Origin of the sequence: Microbacterium sp. AK009 (genome assembly GCF_013410955.1) — a bacterium.
Taxonomy (GTDB): domain Bacteria; phylum Actinomycetota; class Actinomycetes; order Actinomycetales; family Microbacteriaceae; genus Microbacterium.
In genome coordinates, this window is sequence record NZ_JACCCG010000004.1 from 392,845 (window position 1) to 409,663 (window position 16,819).

Consider the following 16,819-nt stretch of genomic DNA (forward strand, 5'->3'; position numbering starts at 1 on the left):
TCTTCTCACGTTGGGAGACGGCGACCGCTCACGCCAGCTCGCCCGCCTCCAGGAGATCCGTCACCAGCGCGGCGATGGCGGACCGCTCCGAACGGGTGAGGGTGACGTGACCGAACAGGTCATGGCCCTTCAGCGTCTCGATCACCGAGGCGATGCCGTCGTGGCGCCCCACCCGGAGGTTGTCCCGCTGACCGACGTCGTGGGTGAGGACCACGCGCGAATGCTGGCCGATGCGACTGAGCACCGTCAGCAGCACGTTGCGCTCCAGCGACTGCGCCTCGTCGACGATCACGAAGGCATCGTGGAGGGAGCGACCGCGGATGTGGGTGAGCGGGAGCACCTCGAGGATGCCGCGCTGGATCACCTCCTCGATCACATTCGACGACACGACGGAACCGAGGGTGTCGAACACCGCCTGACCCCAGGGGTTCATCTTCTCCGCCTGGTCGCCGGGGAGGTAGCCCAGCTCCTGGCCCCCGACGGCGAACAAGGGCCGGAAGACGATGATCCGCTTCTGCTGCTGACGCTCCAGGACCGCCTCGAGTCCCGCGCACAGGGCGAGCGCGGACTTCCCCGTTCCCGCTCGCCCTCCGAGCGACACGATGCCCACGTCGGGGTCGAGAAGCAGGTCGATCGCGATCCGCTGCTCGGCCGATCGCCCATGCAGGCCGAAGGCGTCGCGGTCGCCCCGCACGAGCCGGAAGGCCCCGTCGCCGGTCACCCGGCCGAGGGCGGAGCCGCGCTCGGAGTGGATGATGAGCCCGGTGTTGACGGGCAGCCCGTGCACGGCGTCGGCGGTGGCGACCTCGCTCTCGTAGAGGTCGCTGACTTCGTCGCCGGACAGGTCGATGGCGGCGATGCCGGTCCAGCCGGAGTCCACGGCCTGCTCGGCGAGATACTCCTCCGCCACGATGCCGAGCGAGGCGGCCTTCACGCGCATCGGGAGGTCTTTGGACACGACGGTGACATCCTGACCGTCCTGGGCCAGATGCATGGCGACGGCGAGGATGCGGGTGTCGTTGTCGCCCAGGCGCATTCCCGAGGGCAGGACCGTCGGATCGGTGTTGTTCAGCTCCACCCGGAGCGTTCCTCCCGCTCCCACCGGAACGGGGAAGTCCAGACGCCCGTGCTCGATGCGCAGCTCGTCGAGATGGCGCAGCGCCTGCCGGGCGAAGTAACCGATCTCGGGATCGTGACGCTTCTTCTCCAGCTCCGTGATCACCACCACCGGGATGACGATGCTGTGCTCGGCGAACCGGAAGAACGCGCGCGGATCACTCAGCAGCACCGACGTGTCCAGGACGTACGTGCGCAGATCCTGCGACAGCGTGTCCTCGTCGATGTACTGCTCGCGGCGCTGGTCGTGCGGTGCTCGTGTGGTCACAACCCACTCCTGCCCCGGGCGTGTCACCCGGCAGTCTCGAGTCGACCGTGGGTCACGAGTCGCGATCCGAAAGGCCGACCCGACCGGGCACCTTGCCCGGTGAGATGAAGGTACGACGGTTCCGGGGCCTGCGGGTCGCAGACACGCTGTCGGTGGGTTACGGGCAGATGAAGTTCTGCGAACGCGCCGGCGGTGAGGAGGCGACCGCTCCGCTCACCGACCGAAGCGCCGATCGCGGCGGGCGAAGTCGCGCACGGCTCGGAGGAGATCGACTTCGCGGAGGTCGGGACCCAGGGCCTCGACGAAGTAGAACTCGCTGTGCGCGCTCTGCCACAGCAGGAAGTCGCTCAGGCGCTGCTCACCCGAGGTGCGGATCACCAGGTCGGGATCGGGCTGCCCGCCGGTGTAGAGGTGTTCGCCGATCTGCTCGGGGGTCAGGCTCGCCGCCAGCTCCTCCAGAGATCCGCCCTCGCGATCGTGCGTGGCGATGATGGAGCGCACGGCGTCGACGATCTCGCTGCGCCCGCCGTAGCCGACGGCGAGGTTCACGTGCAGACCCCCGTGGCCGCGGGTGCGCTCCTCGGCCAGCCCCAGGACGTCGGCGAGCTCGGCAGGGAGCAGATCAGCGCGACCGACGTGCTGCACCCGCCAGTCGCGCTCGTGGGAGAGCTCGTGGGCGAGTTCGGCGATGATCTCCAGCAGATCGGTCAGCTCGCGGGAGTCGCGCCGGCGGAGGTTGTCGGTGGAGAGCAGGTAGAGCGAGACGACTTTGACGCCGATATCGTCGCACCAGCGCAGGAACTCCCGCATCTTCGCCGCTCCGGCACGGTGGCCGTGGGCCGCGGAGTCGTACCCGAGCTGCCGCGCCCACCTCCGGTTCCCGTCGATCATCATCGCGATGTGATGAGGCACGACATCGGGTGTGAGGCTGCGACGCAGCCGGGAGATGTACAGCCGGTAGAGCGGCCCCCGCCCCTCGTCCGTCGCACTCACACATCTACGCTACTCCCGAGATCGCGCCGTTCGTGCCCGCCCTGCGCTCTCGTGCGTCCGACGGCATGCGCAGCGCCGTACCCTTGGGAGGATGACCCCCAGCCCGGACACCGACCTCTCGCCCGACGGACCGGACATGCCGCAGCTGCCCCTGCTGGACGCCGCAGCGGTCGACGCCCACACCCAGGTGAAGCCGACCTGGCGCGGTTGGATCCACGCGGGAACCTTCCCGGTGGCGATCGCCGCCGGCATCCTTCTCATCGTCCTCGCCGACGGCGCGGCGGCCAAGTGGTCCTCCGCCGTCTTCATGGCCACCTCACTGCTGCTCTTCGGCAACTCCGCGCTCTACCACCGCTTCGACTGGTCACCGCGCACGAAGGTCGTACTCAAACGCATCGATCACGCGAACATCCTGCTGCTCATCGCCGGCACCTACACCCCCATCGCGGTCCTGGCGCTGCCGACCGGGAAGGCGGTCCTCCTGCTCTCCCTCGTCTGGGGCGGAGCGATCCTGGGGATCCTGTTCCGGGTGTTCTGGATCCACGCTCCGCGCTGGCTGTACGTCGCCCTCTACCTGGTGCTCGGCTGGGCGGCGGTGATGTACTTCGTCGATCTCCTCGCCGCCAACGCCGCCATGATGGTGCTCGTCGTCGTGGGCGGTCTGCTCTACACCGCCGGTGCCGTCGTCTACGCCCTCAAACGCCCCAACCCCTGGCCCGGGCACTTCGGGTTCCACGAGATCTTCCACGTCTGCACGGTGCTGGCCTTCCTCTGCCACTGGACGGCGTGCCTGCTCATCGCGCTGGCGCCGGCCTACCACGCCTGAGGCGCTCAGGCCCGGCCGTCGTCGTCGCGCATCTGCTCCTCGGCATCGAGCTGCTCGTTGATCTCACCGCGGATCCGCGCTCGGCGGATGCGACGCATCATGTCCCAGACCAGGAACACGACCGCGAGCGCGATGAACGCGATCACCGCGAAACCCACCGGGCCGGGAGTGACGAGGTCGGGATCGACCGTCGGAACCGGCGAGGGGGTGGCGGCCGCGACGAGCGTCACGAGAGCGTGCTGCATGATGTCCTCTCGGGGCGTGGGAGCGCTTAGCCTGGGATCACCAGCCTAGACGCCCCGAAGAAGGACATGACGACTCACCAGATCCTCGACGAACGCTACGGCCGCACCCGTTCCCGCGCGCCGCGCTGGCTGATCGCCGCGGGCATCGGCGTAGCTGCCGCGGTGGTCATCGGCGCCGGATGGATGACGGTGGCAGGCGCTCTGGACGACGTCGACGTCCGCACCACCGGATTCCAGCTCGTGGACGACACCTCCGTCCGCATCGACTTCCAGGTCACGGCGCCCGCCGGGCGCGGGGTCGCATGTGCGCTGGAGGCGCAGGACGCCGATCACGGCGTCGTTGGCTGGAAAGTCATCACCCTCAGCGAGACCGACGGCACCCCGCGGGCGTTCCAGGAGACCATTCCCACCGTCGCCGAGGCGACGACCGGTTTGGTCAACTCCTGCTGGGTGACGTAATCTGTCGGGACGACTCGAAGGGACGCCCTGGCCAGCGCCGGGGCGTCTTTGCATACCAGCCGACGACCGAAGGAGACGAACGTGACTGGCGAAGCCCCGGTGACCTTCCTGACCCAGGACGCCTACGACCGTCTCGCCGCCGAGCTCGAGCACCTCTCGACCACCGGCCGCGAAGAGATCGCCAAGCGCATCGAAGCCGCGCGTGAGGAGGGCGACCTCAAGGAGAACGGCGGCTACCACGCGGCCAAGGACGAGCAGGGCAAGCAGGAGGCCCGCATCCGGACGCTGAAGCAGCTGCTCAAGGACGCCAAGGTCGGCGAGGCCCCCCAGAGTACGGGCGTGGTCGAATCGGGAACCGTCGTGACGGCGATCGTCGCCGGCGGCGAGGAGGTGTTCCTCCTCGGCAACCGTGAGATCGCCGCGGGTTCCGAGCTCGACGTCTACAGCGAAGCCTCCCCGCTCGGCGCGGCCATCCTGGGCCTGGCGGAAGGCGAGAAGACCACATACACCGCACCCAACGGTCGCGAGATCGCGGTGGATATCGTCAAGGTCGAGACGTACTCGGGGCAGTGAGCCCCTCGCCGCGGCTCAGTCGACGGCGATCGTCGGGACGAAGCCGGCGTCGGTGAGCATCTGCATCACATGCGCGCGGTGATCCTCTCCCCGCGTCTCCACGCTCAGCTGCAGGATCACCTCGCTGATCTGCAGCCCCTGGCCGTGCCGCGTGTGCAGCACCTCGATGACGTTCGCCCCCGCCTGGGCGAGCACCTCGGACACCCGGGCGAGCTGGCCCGGGCGGTCGGGAAGCGGAATGCGCAGGGTCATGTACCGGCCCGACGCGGCCAGGCCGTGGGCGACCACCCGCTGCAGCAGCAGCGGGTCGATGTTGCCGCCGGAGAGGATCGCGATCGTCGGCCCGCCGGATCGGATCTTGCCCGCCAGGATCGCGGCGACACCGGCCGCACCCCCCGGCTCGACGACCTGCTTCGCCCGCTCGAGAAGGACGAGGATGGCACGGGCGATGTCGTCGTCGGTCACGGTGACGATCTCGTCCACGAGATCACGGATCATCGCGAATGGGACATCGCCGGGGCGCGCCACGGCGATGCCGTCGGCGATCGTCGGTCGAGAGGGCGCGCTGACCGGATGCCCCGCGGCCAACGACGGCGGGTAGCCGGCCGCGTTCTCGGCCTGAACCCCGATGATGCGGATGCGACGACCCTCCGCCGCTGCACGAGCCTTCATGGCGGCGGCGACGCCGGCGACGAGTCCCCCGCCGCCGACGCACACCACCACGGTCTCGACGTCGGGGAGATCGTGGTGCAGTTCCAGTCCCAGAGTCCCCTGACCGAGGATGATGTCGCGATGGTCGAACGGGTGGATGAGGACCGCGCCGGTCCGCTCCGCGAATTCCGCGGCCAGGCGCAGCGGCGTCTCCACCGTCTCCCCCTCGAGGATGACGTCGGCACCGTACCCGCGGGTGGCCAGGAGCTTGGGCACGGGAACGCCCAGCGGCATGAAGATGGTGGCGGGGATCCCGAGCTTCTGCGCGGCCAGCGCCACACCTTGCGCATGGTTGCCCGCCGACGCCGCCACGACGCCCCGGGCCCGCTCCTGCGCGGTCAGCCGGGAGAGGCGGTAGGTCGCGCCGCGGATCTTGAACGACCCCGTGCGCTGCAGGTTCTCCAGCTTCAGGTACGTCGGGACGCCCAGGAGGTCGGTGAGGTGCTGAGACTCCTCGAGCGGGGTGTGCGCGGCCACACCGCGCAACGCCGCCGCCGCGTCCTCGAATTCAGCGAGCGTCGGGATGCCGGCGGCGATCGTCGGGATGCTCACGCGGGGGTTCTCCTTCGACGGGGGACGGTACTCCAGATCAGGTCTTCCGGCGGCGGCCCCCCACCCGTCTCCCACCCGCGGGAGCCGAGGTAGAGCACGACCACATTGACGAAAGCGGCCAGGGGAACGGCGAAGAGCGCGCCCGGGATGCCGGCGATCATCGCCCCGCCGGCGACGACGAGGACGACGCCGAGGGGATGGACCTTCACGGCTGCCCCCATGAGCAGGGGCTGCAGCACGTGTCCCTCGAGCTGCTGCACGCCGAGGACGACGATCAGCATCCACAGGGCGATGAGCGGACCGTTGTAGACGAGGGCCACGAACACCGCCACCGCTCCGGTCACGACCGCGCCGACGATGGGCACGAAGGCTCCGAGGAAGACCAGGACCGCGATCGGCACGGCCAGGGGCACCCCCAGCAGCAGAGCGCCCAGGCCGACGCCGACGGCATCGATGGTCGCCACCAGCAGCTGCGTGCGGGCGTAGTTCACCAGCGTCACCCACCCCGCCCGGGCGGCTCCGTCCACCGGAACGCGTGCAGCTTTGGGAAGGAGGCGGATGCTCCAGCGCCAGATCCCTCCCCCGTCGGCGAGAAGGGTGAGCAGGATGAACAGGGCCAGGATCGCGCCGACCACGACATGGCCGAGAGTCGTCCCGATCGCAAGTGCTCCCGACCACAGCAGCGAGGCCTGTTCCTGGATGAGGGTGCCCGCCTGGTTCAACAGGTCGTCGATCTGCTGGGCGGACAGGTGGAGCGGACCGTCGATGAGGTACTGCCGGAAGGCGGCGATGGCTTCGACCGTCCGGTCCTGGACCTGCCCGAACTGCCGCGTGATCTGCCAGACCACGACCCACAGGAGTCCCGACACGACGGCGAGCGTCGTGACCACCGCGATCACGATCGCGAGCCATCTCGGCACGCGGTGGCGCAGCATCCAGCTGAAGAAGGGCCACAGCAGGGCGGTGACGAGGATCGCGATGAGCAGCGGCACCACCAGCAGCTTCAGCTGGATGACGAGCCAGATGACGACGCCCGCGGCCGCGGCGATGACGAGGAAGCGCCAGGAATACGCCGCGGCCAGTCGGAGGCCGCGCGGCAGGGACCCCGTCAGCTCGGTCGACACCACGCGCGTCCGGTCGCGCAGGGCGCTCCACAGCGACTCGCGCTCGTCCGATCCGGCCATTCGGCAAGTCTAGAACCGCCGCGCGCATCGCATGTCGGGGGCCGGGTCTAGTGTTGCGGTCGTGACGCCTCGAGACCAGCTCAGCGCCGCGGAAGCACGGCGTGTCGCGGTGGCCGCGCAGGGTCTTGATCGCGCGCGGCCCGCCCGCGTCGGCGTCCGACAGCTGAACGACGCGCTGCGCAGGATGTCGGTGCTGCAGATCGACTCCGTCAACGTCTTCGCGCGTTCGCACTATCTCCCCCTGTTCTCCCGGCTCGGTCCATACGACACGGGCGATCTCGATCGCCTGCTCTTCGCCCGCCGGCCGCGCTACGTCGAGTACTGGGCGCACGTCGCCGCCTTCGTCGCCGCCGCCGACCGCCCGCTCTTCGCGTTCCGGATGGCCGAGCTTCGGCGCAAGTACGAGTCAGACCCCGACGGGTGGGTCTCGCGGCATCGAGACGTCGTGGACTGGGTCCGCGCCGAGCTCGCCGCACGCGGTCCGCTGCGACCCGCGGAGATCGAGCGGGACGTGCGCCGCTCCCCGCGCGGCGGCTGGTGGGAGTGGGACGTCGTGAAGGAGGCACTGGAGTTCCTCTGGCTCTTCGGCGAGGTCGCGATCGCCGGGCGACGCGGCTTCGAACGACGCTACGGCCTCGCCGTCGACGTCCTGGGCGCCGAGTTGGCCGGTCGGGAGGTCCCGAGGCCCGAAGCCATCCGAGAGCTGGTGCGTCGCGCAGCGCGGGCGTACGGAGTGGCGACCGCTGCCGACCTCGCCGACTACTGGCGGATCAGAGACCGTCGCGCGATCCTCGCCGCGGTGTCCGATCTCGTCGAGCAGGGGGAGCTCATCCCCGTCGCCGTCTCCGGATGGACGACGGCGGGCCGCCCGACACCGGCATGGCTGCACCGCGACGCAAGGGTCCCGCGACGGGTGGAGGCGGCAGCGCTTCTCACCCCGTTCGACCCGATGGTCTGGTTCCGCGACCGCGCGGAGCGGTTGTTCGATTTCGACTACCGCATCGAGATCTACACTCCGGCGGCCCGGCGACGGTTCGGCTACTATTCCCTGCCGGTGCTCGTCGACGATGCCATCGTCGCTCGGGTGGATCTGAAGGCCGACCGTTCGACGCAGACCCTGCAGGTGCAGTCCGCGTGGTGGGAGCGCGAGCCCACGCCCTCCGTCGTGGACCGCGTGGCGGAGCAGGTGCGTCAGGCGGCGAGCTGGCAGGGGCTGGAGCGCCTCTCGGTGTCGCGCTGGGGCGACGCCGTCGACCACCTGGCCGCTGCCCTCCCCCACGCCTCCCGGCACGCCGCCGGACCCGCAACCGGATGACGGAGCGTAGGAAGATGCCAGGACCGCGTCGCGCCCGGACGACCGCGATCATCACCGCGGCGGCGGCCGTGGTCATCGTGGGGCTCACGGGCGTCCTGATGTGGGTGGCATCCCGACAGGAGGGTCCAGAGGACGTCGCGCGGGCATGGTTGGTCGCTGTCGCCGACGGCGACGAGGATGCGGCGCTGGCGGCGATGAGCGCAGGAGTCGACGCCCTCGATGTCGGCATCTCGCCCGAGAGACTCTCGGAGCCGTCGGTGAATGCGGTGCGCACCGAGAGCGATGCGGCGGAGGCCGACGTCTCCTTCGTCCTGGCAGGCGAGACACATGAGGTCAGCCTCCCGCTCGCGCAGACGTCGGACGGGTGGCGGGTCGGCCCGGACGCGCTCGGCCGGCTGGAGGTCCGCACCGGCCTGGGAGACAGCGTCACCATCGGAGATGTCGTGGTCCCCGCCGGAGGGGTCCGGCTTCTCCCCGGGATCTACGATCTGAACGCCGCTCCCCGCGACTACCTCGCCGGCGCGACCTCGGTGACCGTCCTCCCGGGTGAGACCGCGACCGTCGCGATCGACCCGAGGTTCACCGACGCCGCTGTCGAGGCCATCCGGGATGCCGTCACCGATCACCTGAACGCGTGTACCCAGCCGGCGGCCACCGTGGCGGACTACTGCGGCCTGCGCGTGCCGTGGCCCGCCGACCTCGCGGTCCTGGAGCGCATCGTCTACCGCATCGAGAGGCTCCCCGAGGTGCGGCTGACCGACGACGGCGGTTTCGCCGCCACCGGAGGCGTCGTCGTCGCCACGGCCAGCGGCACCGGTCGTGACGGCTCCCCCGCGGCGGTGACCTACCGCGACGACGCGTGGGCCGTTCGAGGAACGATCACCGTCACCGGAGAACAGCTCCGACTCGACGTACTCTAACGCCGCGAGACCTCGACGCCGAGCCATCGCGCGAGCTCGTCGACCTCGGCGTCCACGGCCTCGGCGACCGCCGCCGGGAAGGGTTCGTCCTCGTGCACGGCGTTGATGCGCAGCGTCCCCGCGCGGCGATCGAGAGTGGCGTCCAGTTTCCCGACCAGCCGATCGCCGTGGAGGATCGGCAGCGCGAAGTACCCCCAGCGCCGCGTCGCGGCGGGTTTGTACATCTCCAGGACGTAGTCGAAAGAGAACAGCTCGCGCAAGCGGACGCGGTCGAAGACGAGCCGGTCGTGCGGCGAGAGGAGCGCAGAGCGCAGGTGCGGGATCTCGGCGTCCAGGAGAACGGGATCGACCTGCCAGCGGCCCTCGACGCCGTCGACGGTCACTTCCACCCCGGCGTCACCGACATCGACCGGCTCCCCCGGCGGGGCCACTTCCTTCCGTCTCGCGATCCCCAGTGCCGACAGTCGTCGCGCTGTCCGACCGCGTGCGGCCTCGCCGTCGGAGAGCGTCGAGACGGCGGGGTAGACCCGCTCGGCCAGGTCGAACCACCGGCCCTTCGCATCGCGATGGTCCACCGCCACCTCGCCACTCTCGACGAGGATCTCCAACATCTGCAGCACGTTCCGATCGTTCGTCCACCCCGTCGAACGCCAGGGCACCGCCGCCGTGTCGGCGATATCGGCGGGACGCAGCGGCCCCTCATCCCGAAGCCGCATCAAGATGTCTCGGCGGAACCGGTCGTTGGCGACCACCCAGTCACGGGCCGACGCCGACCTCGGACCCCGCCGCATCAGAGGGAGGAACAGGGGCAGGTCGCTCATGGGGCGGAAGAACCCGTTCCACTCGAAGATCTGCCGGTCCTCACGGAAGAGGCGGCGGAAGTCAGCGGGCTCGTAGGGCCAGCCGATGCGACTCCACAGGATGAGGTCGACGCTCGGAGCGATCGCCGTCGTCGGATCGATCGGCAGAACGGTCAGCGACTCGACGGTCTCGATGATGTCGCCGGGACGATCCGCCGTCAGCAGTTGGGCGCGCACCGCGATTCGCGCCGCCTCGGCGCGCGAGAGGGTGCGGACCGACGTCAAAACTGGACGCGCGGGGGCTCCGAGATCGCGGCGCCGTCGACGACTTCGAAGAACTCGCGCTCGTCGAATCCGAGATTGCGCGCGAAGAGGTTGTTGGGGAACACCTTGATCTTGGTGTTCAGCTCCCTGACCCCGCCGTTGTAGAAGCGGCGGGACGCCTGGATCTTGTCTTCGGTGTCGACGATCGACTGCTGGAGCTGCAGGAAGTTCTGGCTGGCCTGCAGCTGCGGGTACGCCTCGGCGACCGCGAAGAGCGACCGCAGCGCCTGCTGCATATGGCCTTCTGCGACACCCGCCTCCGCGGGACCTCCCGCAGACAGCGTCTCGGCACGCGCGCGGGTCACGTTCTCGAACACCGCTTTCTCGTGCGCGGCGTAGCCCTTCACCGCCTCGATGAGATTGGGAAGCAGATCAGCCCGGCGCTTCAGCTGAACGGTGATGTCGCTCCATGCCTCATCGACGCGCACGTTCAGCTGCACCAGCGAGTTGTACGTCGCCCACAGGTAGATCCCCGCGATGACGACCAGTGCGACGACGATCAGGACGGGGATGAGCCATTCCCACATACCGGGGTCTCCGTTCCAGGTCAGTGCTGACAATCCTAACGGTCCGCCGATGCGCTCCCCAGGCTGTGCGGCGACCTCACAGGCCTAGAGCCCGAGCACCCGATCCAGATACGGATTGCGGAAAAGGCCCTCGGGGTCGAACTCCCGGCGCACCGCGAGGAAGTCGTCGAACCGGGGATACCGGTCGCGAAGCAGGTCGGCACCGAGCGAGTGGAGCTTGCCCCAGTGCGGCCGCCCGTCGTGGGCCAGCATGATCTGCTCGACGGCGGCGAAGTACGCCGTCGGATCCTCGCGGAAGTAGCGGTGCGCGGCGATGTAGCCTGTCGGTCTGCCGTACGCGGTCGACAGCCAGCGATCGTCGCCCGCGGCGAAGCGGACTTCGAGGGGGAAGGAGATCCGCCACCCCTCGGCAGCGATGAGTGCGCGCACCTCTGCGAACGCCGATGCCACCTTCTCGGCGGGCAGGGCGTACTCCATCTCGCGAAAGCGCACCCCCCGCCGCTGGGTGAAGACGCGGTGCGAGCGGTCGAGATACTCCCGGTGGCCGGTGACGCGCGTGGCGAGGCGCGAGAAGGCGGGGATGACCGGGGGAAGCGCCCGTCCGACGGCGCACATGCCGCGATACACGCCGTTCGCGAGCACCGTCTCGTCGAGGAACTTCCCGACCCGCGGCAGCGGACGGCGAGGAGTCGTTTCCGGAACCCTTCGGTTGGTCTTGGTCAGTGCCACGTCGGTGTGGGGAAACCAGTAGAACTCGAAGTGGTCCGCCGCCCCCGCCCGATCCGGAAGCTCCGCGACGACCTCGTCGAGCGGCTCGGGGCGTTCGACCGCTTCGAGGTGGAAGGCGGGAACGCACTGCAGCGTCACATCGACGAGAACACCGAGCGCGCCGAGACCGAGCGAGGCTGCGGCGAGAAGGGGATCATCCGCTCCGATCCGCCGGGTCTCGCCGCTGCCGGTGATGATCGTGACGCCGACGACCTGGGTGGCCAACCCCCCGAAGGCGATGCCGGTGCCGTGGGTGCCGGTGGAGATCGCGCCGGCGATGGTCTGACGATCGATGTCGCCGAGATTCTGCATGGCCAGTCCGTGACGGGCGAGAAGGCGCGGAACCTGGTGCAGAGGCGTGCCTGCACCGAAGGTCACGCGCCGTGTCTCGCGGTCGATCGCGACGATGCCCGACAGCGCGGACAGGTCCAGCAGCACATCGGGTGCGACCGCGATGTCCGAGAAGCTGTGCCCGGAACCGACGGGCTTGATCCGAAGTCCCCGGCGGGCGGCAGCGCTGACCGCGCGCGCGACGGCGTCCGCCGTGGCCGGGAACTCGGCGCGCACCGGCTTCGCCTGGACCGTGCGCCCCCAGTTGCGCCAGACGGCGCCCGGTCGGGTCACAGGAAGGCCTTCCCCTCGCCGCGGTACGTCGGGATCTCGGCCACCATCCCGCCGTCCGAGACGAGGACGAACCGTTCCACCCGCTCGGCCAGTTCCCCGCTCTTGGCATGACGGAACCACACGCGGTCACCGAGCGCCAGATGCGCGGCGGCCGGGCCGCGAAGGGGAGTCTGCACCTCGCCTGCGCCCTCGCGGGCGATCAGACGCAGGCCGGCCGGCCAGACAGGACGCGGCAGCCGCGAGGAAGCGGCAGGACCCGAAGCGACCCACCCTCCGCCGAGGACCGTCGCAATGCCGGGCGCGGGAATCCGCACGATGTCCAGCGCGAACGCCGCCGCGGGAGCCGGGTCGAACGAGCGGTAGCCGTCGAAGAGGTGCCCGGCGAGCAGGCCGCTGCCGGCTGTCAGTTCCGTCACGGCGAGGTCGGCCGCGGTCGTCTCCAGCGACCCGGTACCTCCGCCGTTGACGAATTCCAGATGCGCGATCTCACGGACGCGACCGACGACCTCGGCGCGGCGCTCGCGCAGTTCGGCCGCAGACTGGCGCTGCATCCAGCGGATCACGCCGTCGCCGGCGCCGGTCGCATCCGGTTGACCGGCGATCTGGGCCTCGTACATCATCAACCCGACCAGTCGGAACCCCGGGCGCTGCGCGATGAGCCGTGCCAGGCTGAGCGCTTCCCGGGCCGAGTGCACCGGTGAGCGGTGCACTCCCACATGACCGAGCCCGGGGGCCCGCCACGACGCGTCCACGTCCAGGGCGACCCGCAGCTCGGTGCGCGCGGTCGGCGGAACGACCGCATCGATCAGGTCGAGCTGCGCGGGGTCGTCGACCATGAGGGTGATCCGGCCCGCAGCATCCTCGTCGGCGGCCAAGCGCGCGAGACTCCGCCTGTCAGCCGTCGGATAGCCCAGCACGATGTCATCGTGGTCTGCGCTCAGCCAGAGGGCTTCGGCGAGCGTGAAAGCCAGGATGCCGCGGTACCCGGGGAGCCGCAGGACCGCATCGAGCACCTCCCGCACGCGGATGGACTTGCTCGCCACCCGGATGGGAACGCCACCTGCCCGCACCACCATGTCGAGCGCATTGAACGCCAGCGCCCGCCGATCGATCGCCGCGACCGGTGCCGGCAGGTGAGCGGTGGCCGCCGATAACTCGGCCCAGTACCGCGCCGGCGTACGCCAGCGCTCGCGAAACGTCGTCGATGGGGCATCCTGCGCCAGGAGATCGATCGTCACGGGCTCATCCTCGCGCAGATGCGTACCCCCGGTGGGACTCGAACCCACACTGAAGCGATTTTAAGTCGCCTGCCTCTGCCATTGGGCTACGGGGGCGCCGCCGTGCGACACCCGCCACCTTAGCGTCAGCGTCCCGCGGCGACCTTCGACTTCTCGGGAGCATCCGCATCCGCACCGGCGTCGCGAGGCGTCTGCGGGGGCGTCACGGCGGCCTGAGCAGGTCGCGGACGCGCCGCGAACTCCTCGAACGCGGCACGCGGCGTCTGCACGGCTTCGAGGTTCGCCATGTCGCGACCGAGGACGACATTGCCCAGCCATCCGGCGATCACGCGCAGCTTTCGCTCCCACGTCGGCATGGCCAGGCCGTGGTAGCCACGGTGCGCCAGCCAGGCGAGGAAACCCTTGATCGCGATGTTCCCCGACTGGAAGGCCCCGTTGTACAGACCGAGACCGGCGACGGCACCGAGGTTCTTGTGGAGGTAGTCGACCGGGTTCTCACCGCGCAGCACCGCCGTGATGTTCTTCGCCAGGAGCTTGCCCTGGCGGACGGCGTGTTGGGCGTTCGGCACGCAGTAGCCGCCGACTCCACCGCCGGACAGGTCCGGAACGGCCGCGACGTCGCCCGCTGCCCAGGCCCCCTCGACGACCTCGTCATCGGTCCCCACGCGGAGGTCGGCGCGGGTGCGGATGCGGCCACGCTCCTCGACCGGGAGATCGCCGCCGCGCACGACCGTCGGGTTGGCCATGACGCCGGCTGTCCAGACGATGAGATCGGCGGGGATGACCTCTCCCGTGGACAGTTCGACATCGCCGTCGACAGCGCTCGTGACCTGGGTGTCGAGGTGGACGAAGGCACCGCGCTTCGCCAGGTCCTTCAGCACCCACTCGCTGGTCTTCAACGAGACCTCGGGCATGATGCGCCCCATCGCCTCGATGAGGTGGAAGTGCGTCTCGTCGAACGTGAGCTCGGGGTACTTCGCCACCAGGGATGAGGCGAACGACCGCAGTTCGGCGAACACCTCGATGCCGGCGAAGCCGCCGCCGACCACGACGACGGTCAGCAGCCGTTCGCGCTCGGGACCGGGCGGGAGCGCTGCGGCCTTGTCGAAGTTGGTCAGCAGCCGGTCGCGGATCGCGACGGCCTCCTCGATCGTCTTCAGCCCGATCGCGTTGTCGGCGATGCCCGGGATCGGGAAGGTGCGTGAGACCGCACCGGCGGTGACGACGATCTGGTCGTACTCCTGCTGGTACGGCTCACCCGCGATCGGCGTGATGGTGGCCGTCTTGTGTGCGTGGTCGATGCCGGTGACCTTCGCTGCGACGATCCGGGTCCGTTTCAGGTGCCGTCGCAGGGAGACCACCGAGTGCCGGGCCTCGATCGAACCGGCCGCCACTTCGGGAAGGAACGGCTGGTAGGTCATGTAGGCGAGCGGGTCGACGATCGTCACCTCGGCCTCGCTGCGGCGCAGACGCTTCTCCAGCTTCCACGCCGTGTAGAAGCCTGCGTATCCGCCACCGACAATGAGGATCCTGTGCGCGGTGTGGGTCACGATGTGGAGTACTCCCCTAGATCAACGGCTCGGCGCGCGGGACGCCAATCGGACGCGTCGGACAGCAGCGGTGACGCCGAGCGCCACCAGTATAGCCCCGACGGTCAGGGCTCCGAGCGGCAGGGTGCCGTAGAGCAGGGTCTGCGCCGTCGGGAGGAACGGCGAGGCGGGAGGCCCCGCAGCGTCTGCCGGGGGCAGCGGCGGCACCTCCATGGAGCTGGGCGTCGGCTGGGGCTCCGGAGCACTCTCGGCCCGACGATAGAGCCTCACCCATTCGCGCAGGTCGCCGAGCGGATTCTGCGCCACCTCGGGCACCGTCGCGCTGAGCGCCGCAGCGGCGTCGACGAGGCCGTACCCGTAGAGAGGATCGGGGACGGACACCCCCGGAACCGGTCGCGCGGTGGAGATGATGCGGTTGATCACGTTGGCCGCGTCGAGCTCGGGATACGCCGAGCGCACCAGCGCCGCCACGCCCGCCACGATGGGTGCTGCTCCGCTGGTGCCGTTCCACGACACCACCCGGCCGTCCGCGGAGATGCCGAGGAGGTTCTCACTGGGGGCGGCGACGCCGATGGTGATCCCCTGGGTGGAGGCCTCCACGCTGGCTCGCCCCCCGGGGTCGACCCCGCCGACGGCGAGGACCCCCGGAATCGTCGCCGGGGCTCCCACGCGGGTCGTCCCGGTTCCGCGGTTCCCGGCGGCCACGACCACGACGACGTCGTTGTCGAAGGCGTAGAGGAACGCGTCGTCCCAGCTGCGGTCCCAGTCGGGAGTGTTCGTGGTGAGGGAGAGATTGATGATGTCGGCGCCGTTGTCCACCGACCAGCGGACGGCTTCGGCGATCTGCTCGGCGAACGGCACCGGCGAGGCGTTCCCCACCCCGATCGACACCGACAGCAGTTCGGCCGCCGGAGCGACGCCGATCATGCCCGTGTCGGGGCCTGTCCCGCGCGCGGCGGCGAGCGAAGCGACCCAGCTGCCGTGGTTGCCGTCGACCGCGCCGACCGGCAGCCGGCCGTCGGGCGCGCCGATGTCGGACACATCGGTGCCGCCGACCACCGCCCCGGCGAACTCGATCGGTCCGCGGCCGATGCCGGTGTCGATGATGGCGATGCGCGAGCCCTCGCCGCGGGTCGTGCGCCAGGCGTCACGGATGCCGTAATCATCGAGCCAGTACTCCGCGGCGCGCACGGGATCGGCGGCGGCGTCGGGCGCCGGCGGGGCCGCTGCGGCGGAGGTCACCCCTCCCCCGACCAGCCCCGCGACGAGCACGCCGATCACTCCTGCGCGGCCGCGCCGGGTCATCCGCTTCCCTCCCGCGGACACGCGCACACCTCCGGCGACCAGGTCGCCCGAGCCAGGGCCGCGTCACCCACCGGATTCACCCCCGGACCGGCCGCCAGCGCGTGTGCCGCCAGCGCGTGGAGGCACTTCACCCGCGTCGGCATCCCCCCGGCCGAGATTCCGGCGATCTCGGCGACCTCGCCGAACTGCGCGCGATCCGCGAGGTACTCCTCGTGAGCGCGCCGGTAGGCCGGAAGCCCCTCGGGATCGGCCTCGAGCTCGGCCAGCAGCTCGGGCATCACCTGCCCGGCCTCCAGCGCCGACATCGCGGCGGTCGCGCCAGGATGCGTCAGGTAGTAGAACGTCGGGAACGGCGTCCCGTCGGGGAGTCTCGGCGCGGTGGCGACGACCGTGGGGTTGCCGCAGACGCAGCGTGCGGCGATGCCCAGCACGCCGCGCGCCGGGCGTCCCAGCTGTCGCTGCAGCACGGCGAGATCGGTGTCGCTCACGGGCGGGTACGGCGGCCTCGTCACCCCGACAGG

17 protein-coding genes and 1 tRNA gene are annotated in these 16,819 nt (G+C 70.2%); 5 read left to right on the plus strand and 13 right to left on the minus strand.

The window, feature by feature from the left end; genetic code table 11:
- Positions 1-28: 28 nt before the first annotated feature.
- Positions 29-1,384, minus strand: a complete 1,356-nt coding sequence (locus HDC37_RS10995) for a PhoH family protein (protein WP_374939170.1) — start codon at positions 1,382-1,384, stop codon at positions 29-31.
- A 213-nt stretch (positions 1,385-1,597) separates the two neighbouring features.
- Complete coding sequence (locus HDC37_RS11000) at positions 1,598-2,377, minus strand: isoprenyl transferase (RefSeq protein WP_179560426.1); 780 nt, start codon at positions 2,375-2,377, stop codon at positions 1,598-1,600.
- Between the two features lie 136 nt (positions 2,378-2,513).
- Here HDC37_RS11000 and HDC37_RS11005 point away from each other — a divergent pair, with 136 nt between their 5' ends.
- Positions 2,514-3,203, plus strand: coding sequence for a hemolysin III family protein (locus tag HDC37_RS11005; protein ID WP_179560540.1), 690 nt, complete (start codon positions 2,514-2,516; stop codon positions 3,201-3,203).
- Between the two features lie 5 nt (positions 3,204-3,208).
- Here HDC37_RS11005 and HDC37_RS11010 read toward each other — a convergent pair whose 3' ends face one another.
- The gene (locus HDC37_RS11010; protein ID WP_179560427.1) at positions 3,209-3,448 is read right to left on the minus strand and encodes a hypothetical protein; all 240 of its coding nucleotides are present in this window, start codon (positions 3,446-3,448) and stop codon (positions 3,209-3,211) included.
- 66 nt (positions 3,449-3,514) lie between these two features.
- Here HDC37_RS11010 and HDC37_RS11015 point away from each other — a divergent pair, with 66 nt between their 5' ends.
- Together HDC37_RS11015 and greA are read left to right on the plus strand one after the other, a co-directional pair.
- Positions 3,515-3,907 (plus strand): DUF4307 domain-containing protein, encoded by a 393-nt coding sequence (locus HDC37_RS11015; protein WP_179560428.1) that lies wholly within the window; start codon positions 3,515-3,517, stop codon positions 3,905-3,907.
- A gap of 81 nt (positions 3,908-3,988) precedes the next feature.
- Positions 3,989-4,480, plus strand: a complete 492-nt coding sequence (gene greA, locus HDC37_RS11020) for a transcription elongation factor GreA (RefSeq protein ID WP_179560429.1) — start codon at positions 3,989-3,991, stop codon at positions 4,478-4,480.
- A gap of 15 nt (positions 4,481-4,495) precedes the next feature.
- On the opposite strand, the gene ilvA is transcribed toward greA, so the two are convergent.
- Together ilvA and HDC37_RS11030 are read right to left on the minus strand one after the other, a co-directional pair.
- Positions 4,496-5,743, minus strand: coding sequence for a threonine ammonia-lyase (ilvA, locus tag HDC37_RS11025; protein WP_179560430.1), 1,248 nt, complete (start codon positions 5,741-5,743; stop codon positions 4,496-4,498).
- Positions 5,740-6,927 (minus strand): AI-2E family transporter, encoded by a 1,188-nt coding sequence (locus tag HDC37_RS11030; RefSeq protein WP_179560431.1) that lies wholly within the window; start codon positions 6,925-6,927, stop codon positions 5,740-5,742. Before HDC37_RS11030 ends, ilvA begins: the two co-directional genes overlap by 4 nt.
- 61 nt (positions 6,928-6,988) lie before the next feature.
- Here HDC37_RS11030 and HDC37_RS11035 point away from each other — a divergent pair, with 61 nt between their 5' ends.
- Positions 6,989-8,242 (plus strand): DNA glycosylase AlkZ-like family protein, encoded by a 1,254-nt coding sequence (locus HDC37_RS11035; protein ID WP_308472181.1) that lies wholly within the window; start codon positions 6,989-6,991, stop codon positions 8,240-8,242.
- Between the two features lie 14 nt (positions 8,243-8,256).
- Positions 8,257-9,162: a hypothetical protein gene (locus HDC37_RS11040; RefSeq protein WP_179560433.1), complete on the plus strand. Its 906-nt coding sequence runs from the start codon at positions 8,257-8,259 to the stop codon at positions 9,160-9,162.
- Here HDC37_RS11040 and HDC37_RS11045 read toward each other — a convergent pair.
- From HDC37_RS11045 to HDC37_RS11080, 8 genes are all read right to left on the minus strand, one after another.
- Positions 9,159-10,247, minus strand: coding sequence for a DNA glycosylase AlkZ-like family protein (locus HDC37_RS11045; protein ID WP_179560434.1), 1,089 nt, complete (start codon positions 10,245-10,247; stop codon positions 9,159-9,161). The genes HDC37_RS11040 and HDC37_RS11045 overlap by 4 nt on opposite strands.
- On the minus strand, positions 10,244-10,813 hold the full coding sequence (locus tag HDC37_RS11050; RefSeq protein ID WP_124293613.1) for a LemA family protein: 570 nt from the start codon (positions 10,811-10,813) through the stop codon (positions 10,244-10,246). The genes HDC37_RS11045 and HDC37_RS11050 overlap by 4 nt, the downstream gene beginning before the upstream one ends.
- A gap of 84 nt (positions 10,814-10,897) precedes the next feature.
- Positions 10,898-12,205, minus strand: coding sequence for a D-arabinono-1,4-lactone oxidase (locus tag HDC37_RS11055; RefSeq protein WP_179560435.1), 1,308 nt, complete (start codon positions 12,203-12,205; stop codon positions 10,898-10,900).
- A complete protein-coding gene (locus HDC37_RS11060) occupies positions 12,202-13,443 on the minus strand; it encodes an alanine racemase (protein WP_374939172.1) in 1,242 nt (413 codons plus the stop codon). Before HDC37_RS11060 ends, HDC37_RS11055 begins: the two co-directional genes overlap by 4 nt.
- A 23-nt stretch (positions 13,444-13,466) precedes the next feature.
- A tRNA-Leu gene (locus tag HDC37_RS11065) sits at positions 13,467-13,539 on the minus strand.
- Between the two features lie 29 nt (positions 13,540-13,568).
- A complete protein-coding gene (locus tag HDC37_RS11070) occupies positions 13,569-14,993 on the minus strand; it encodes an FAD-dependent oxidoreductase (RefSeq protein WP_179560436.1) in 1,425 nt (474 codons plus the stop codon).
- A 21-nt stretch (positions 14,994-15,014) separates the two neighbouring features.
- Positions 15,015-16,298 (minus strand): S8 family serine peptidase, encoded by a 1,284-nt coding sequence (locus HDC37_RS11075; protein WP_179560542.1) that lies wholly within the window; start codon positions 16,296-16,298, stop codon positions 15,015-15,017.
- Entirely contained in the window at positions 16,295-16,810 is a 516-nt protein-coding gene (locus tag HDC37_RS11080; RefSeq protein WP_179560437.1) for a DUF501 domain-containing protein, read from the minus strand. The genes HDC37_RS11075 and HDC37_RS11080 overlap by 4 nt, the downstream gene beginning before the upstream one ends.
- Positions 16,811-16,819: the final 9 nt, after the last annotated feature.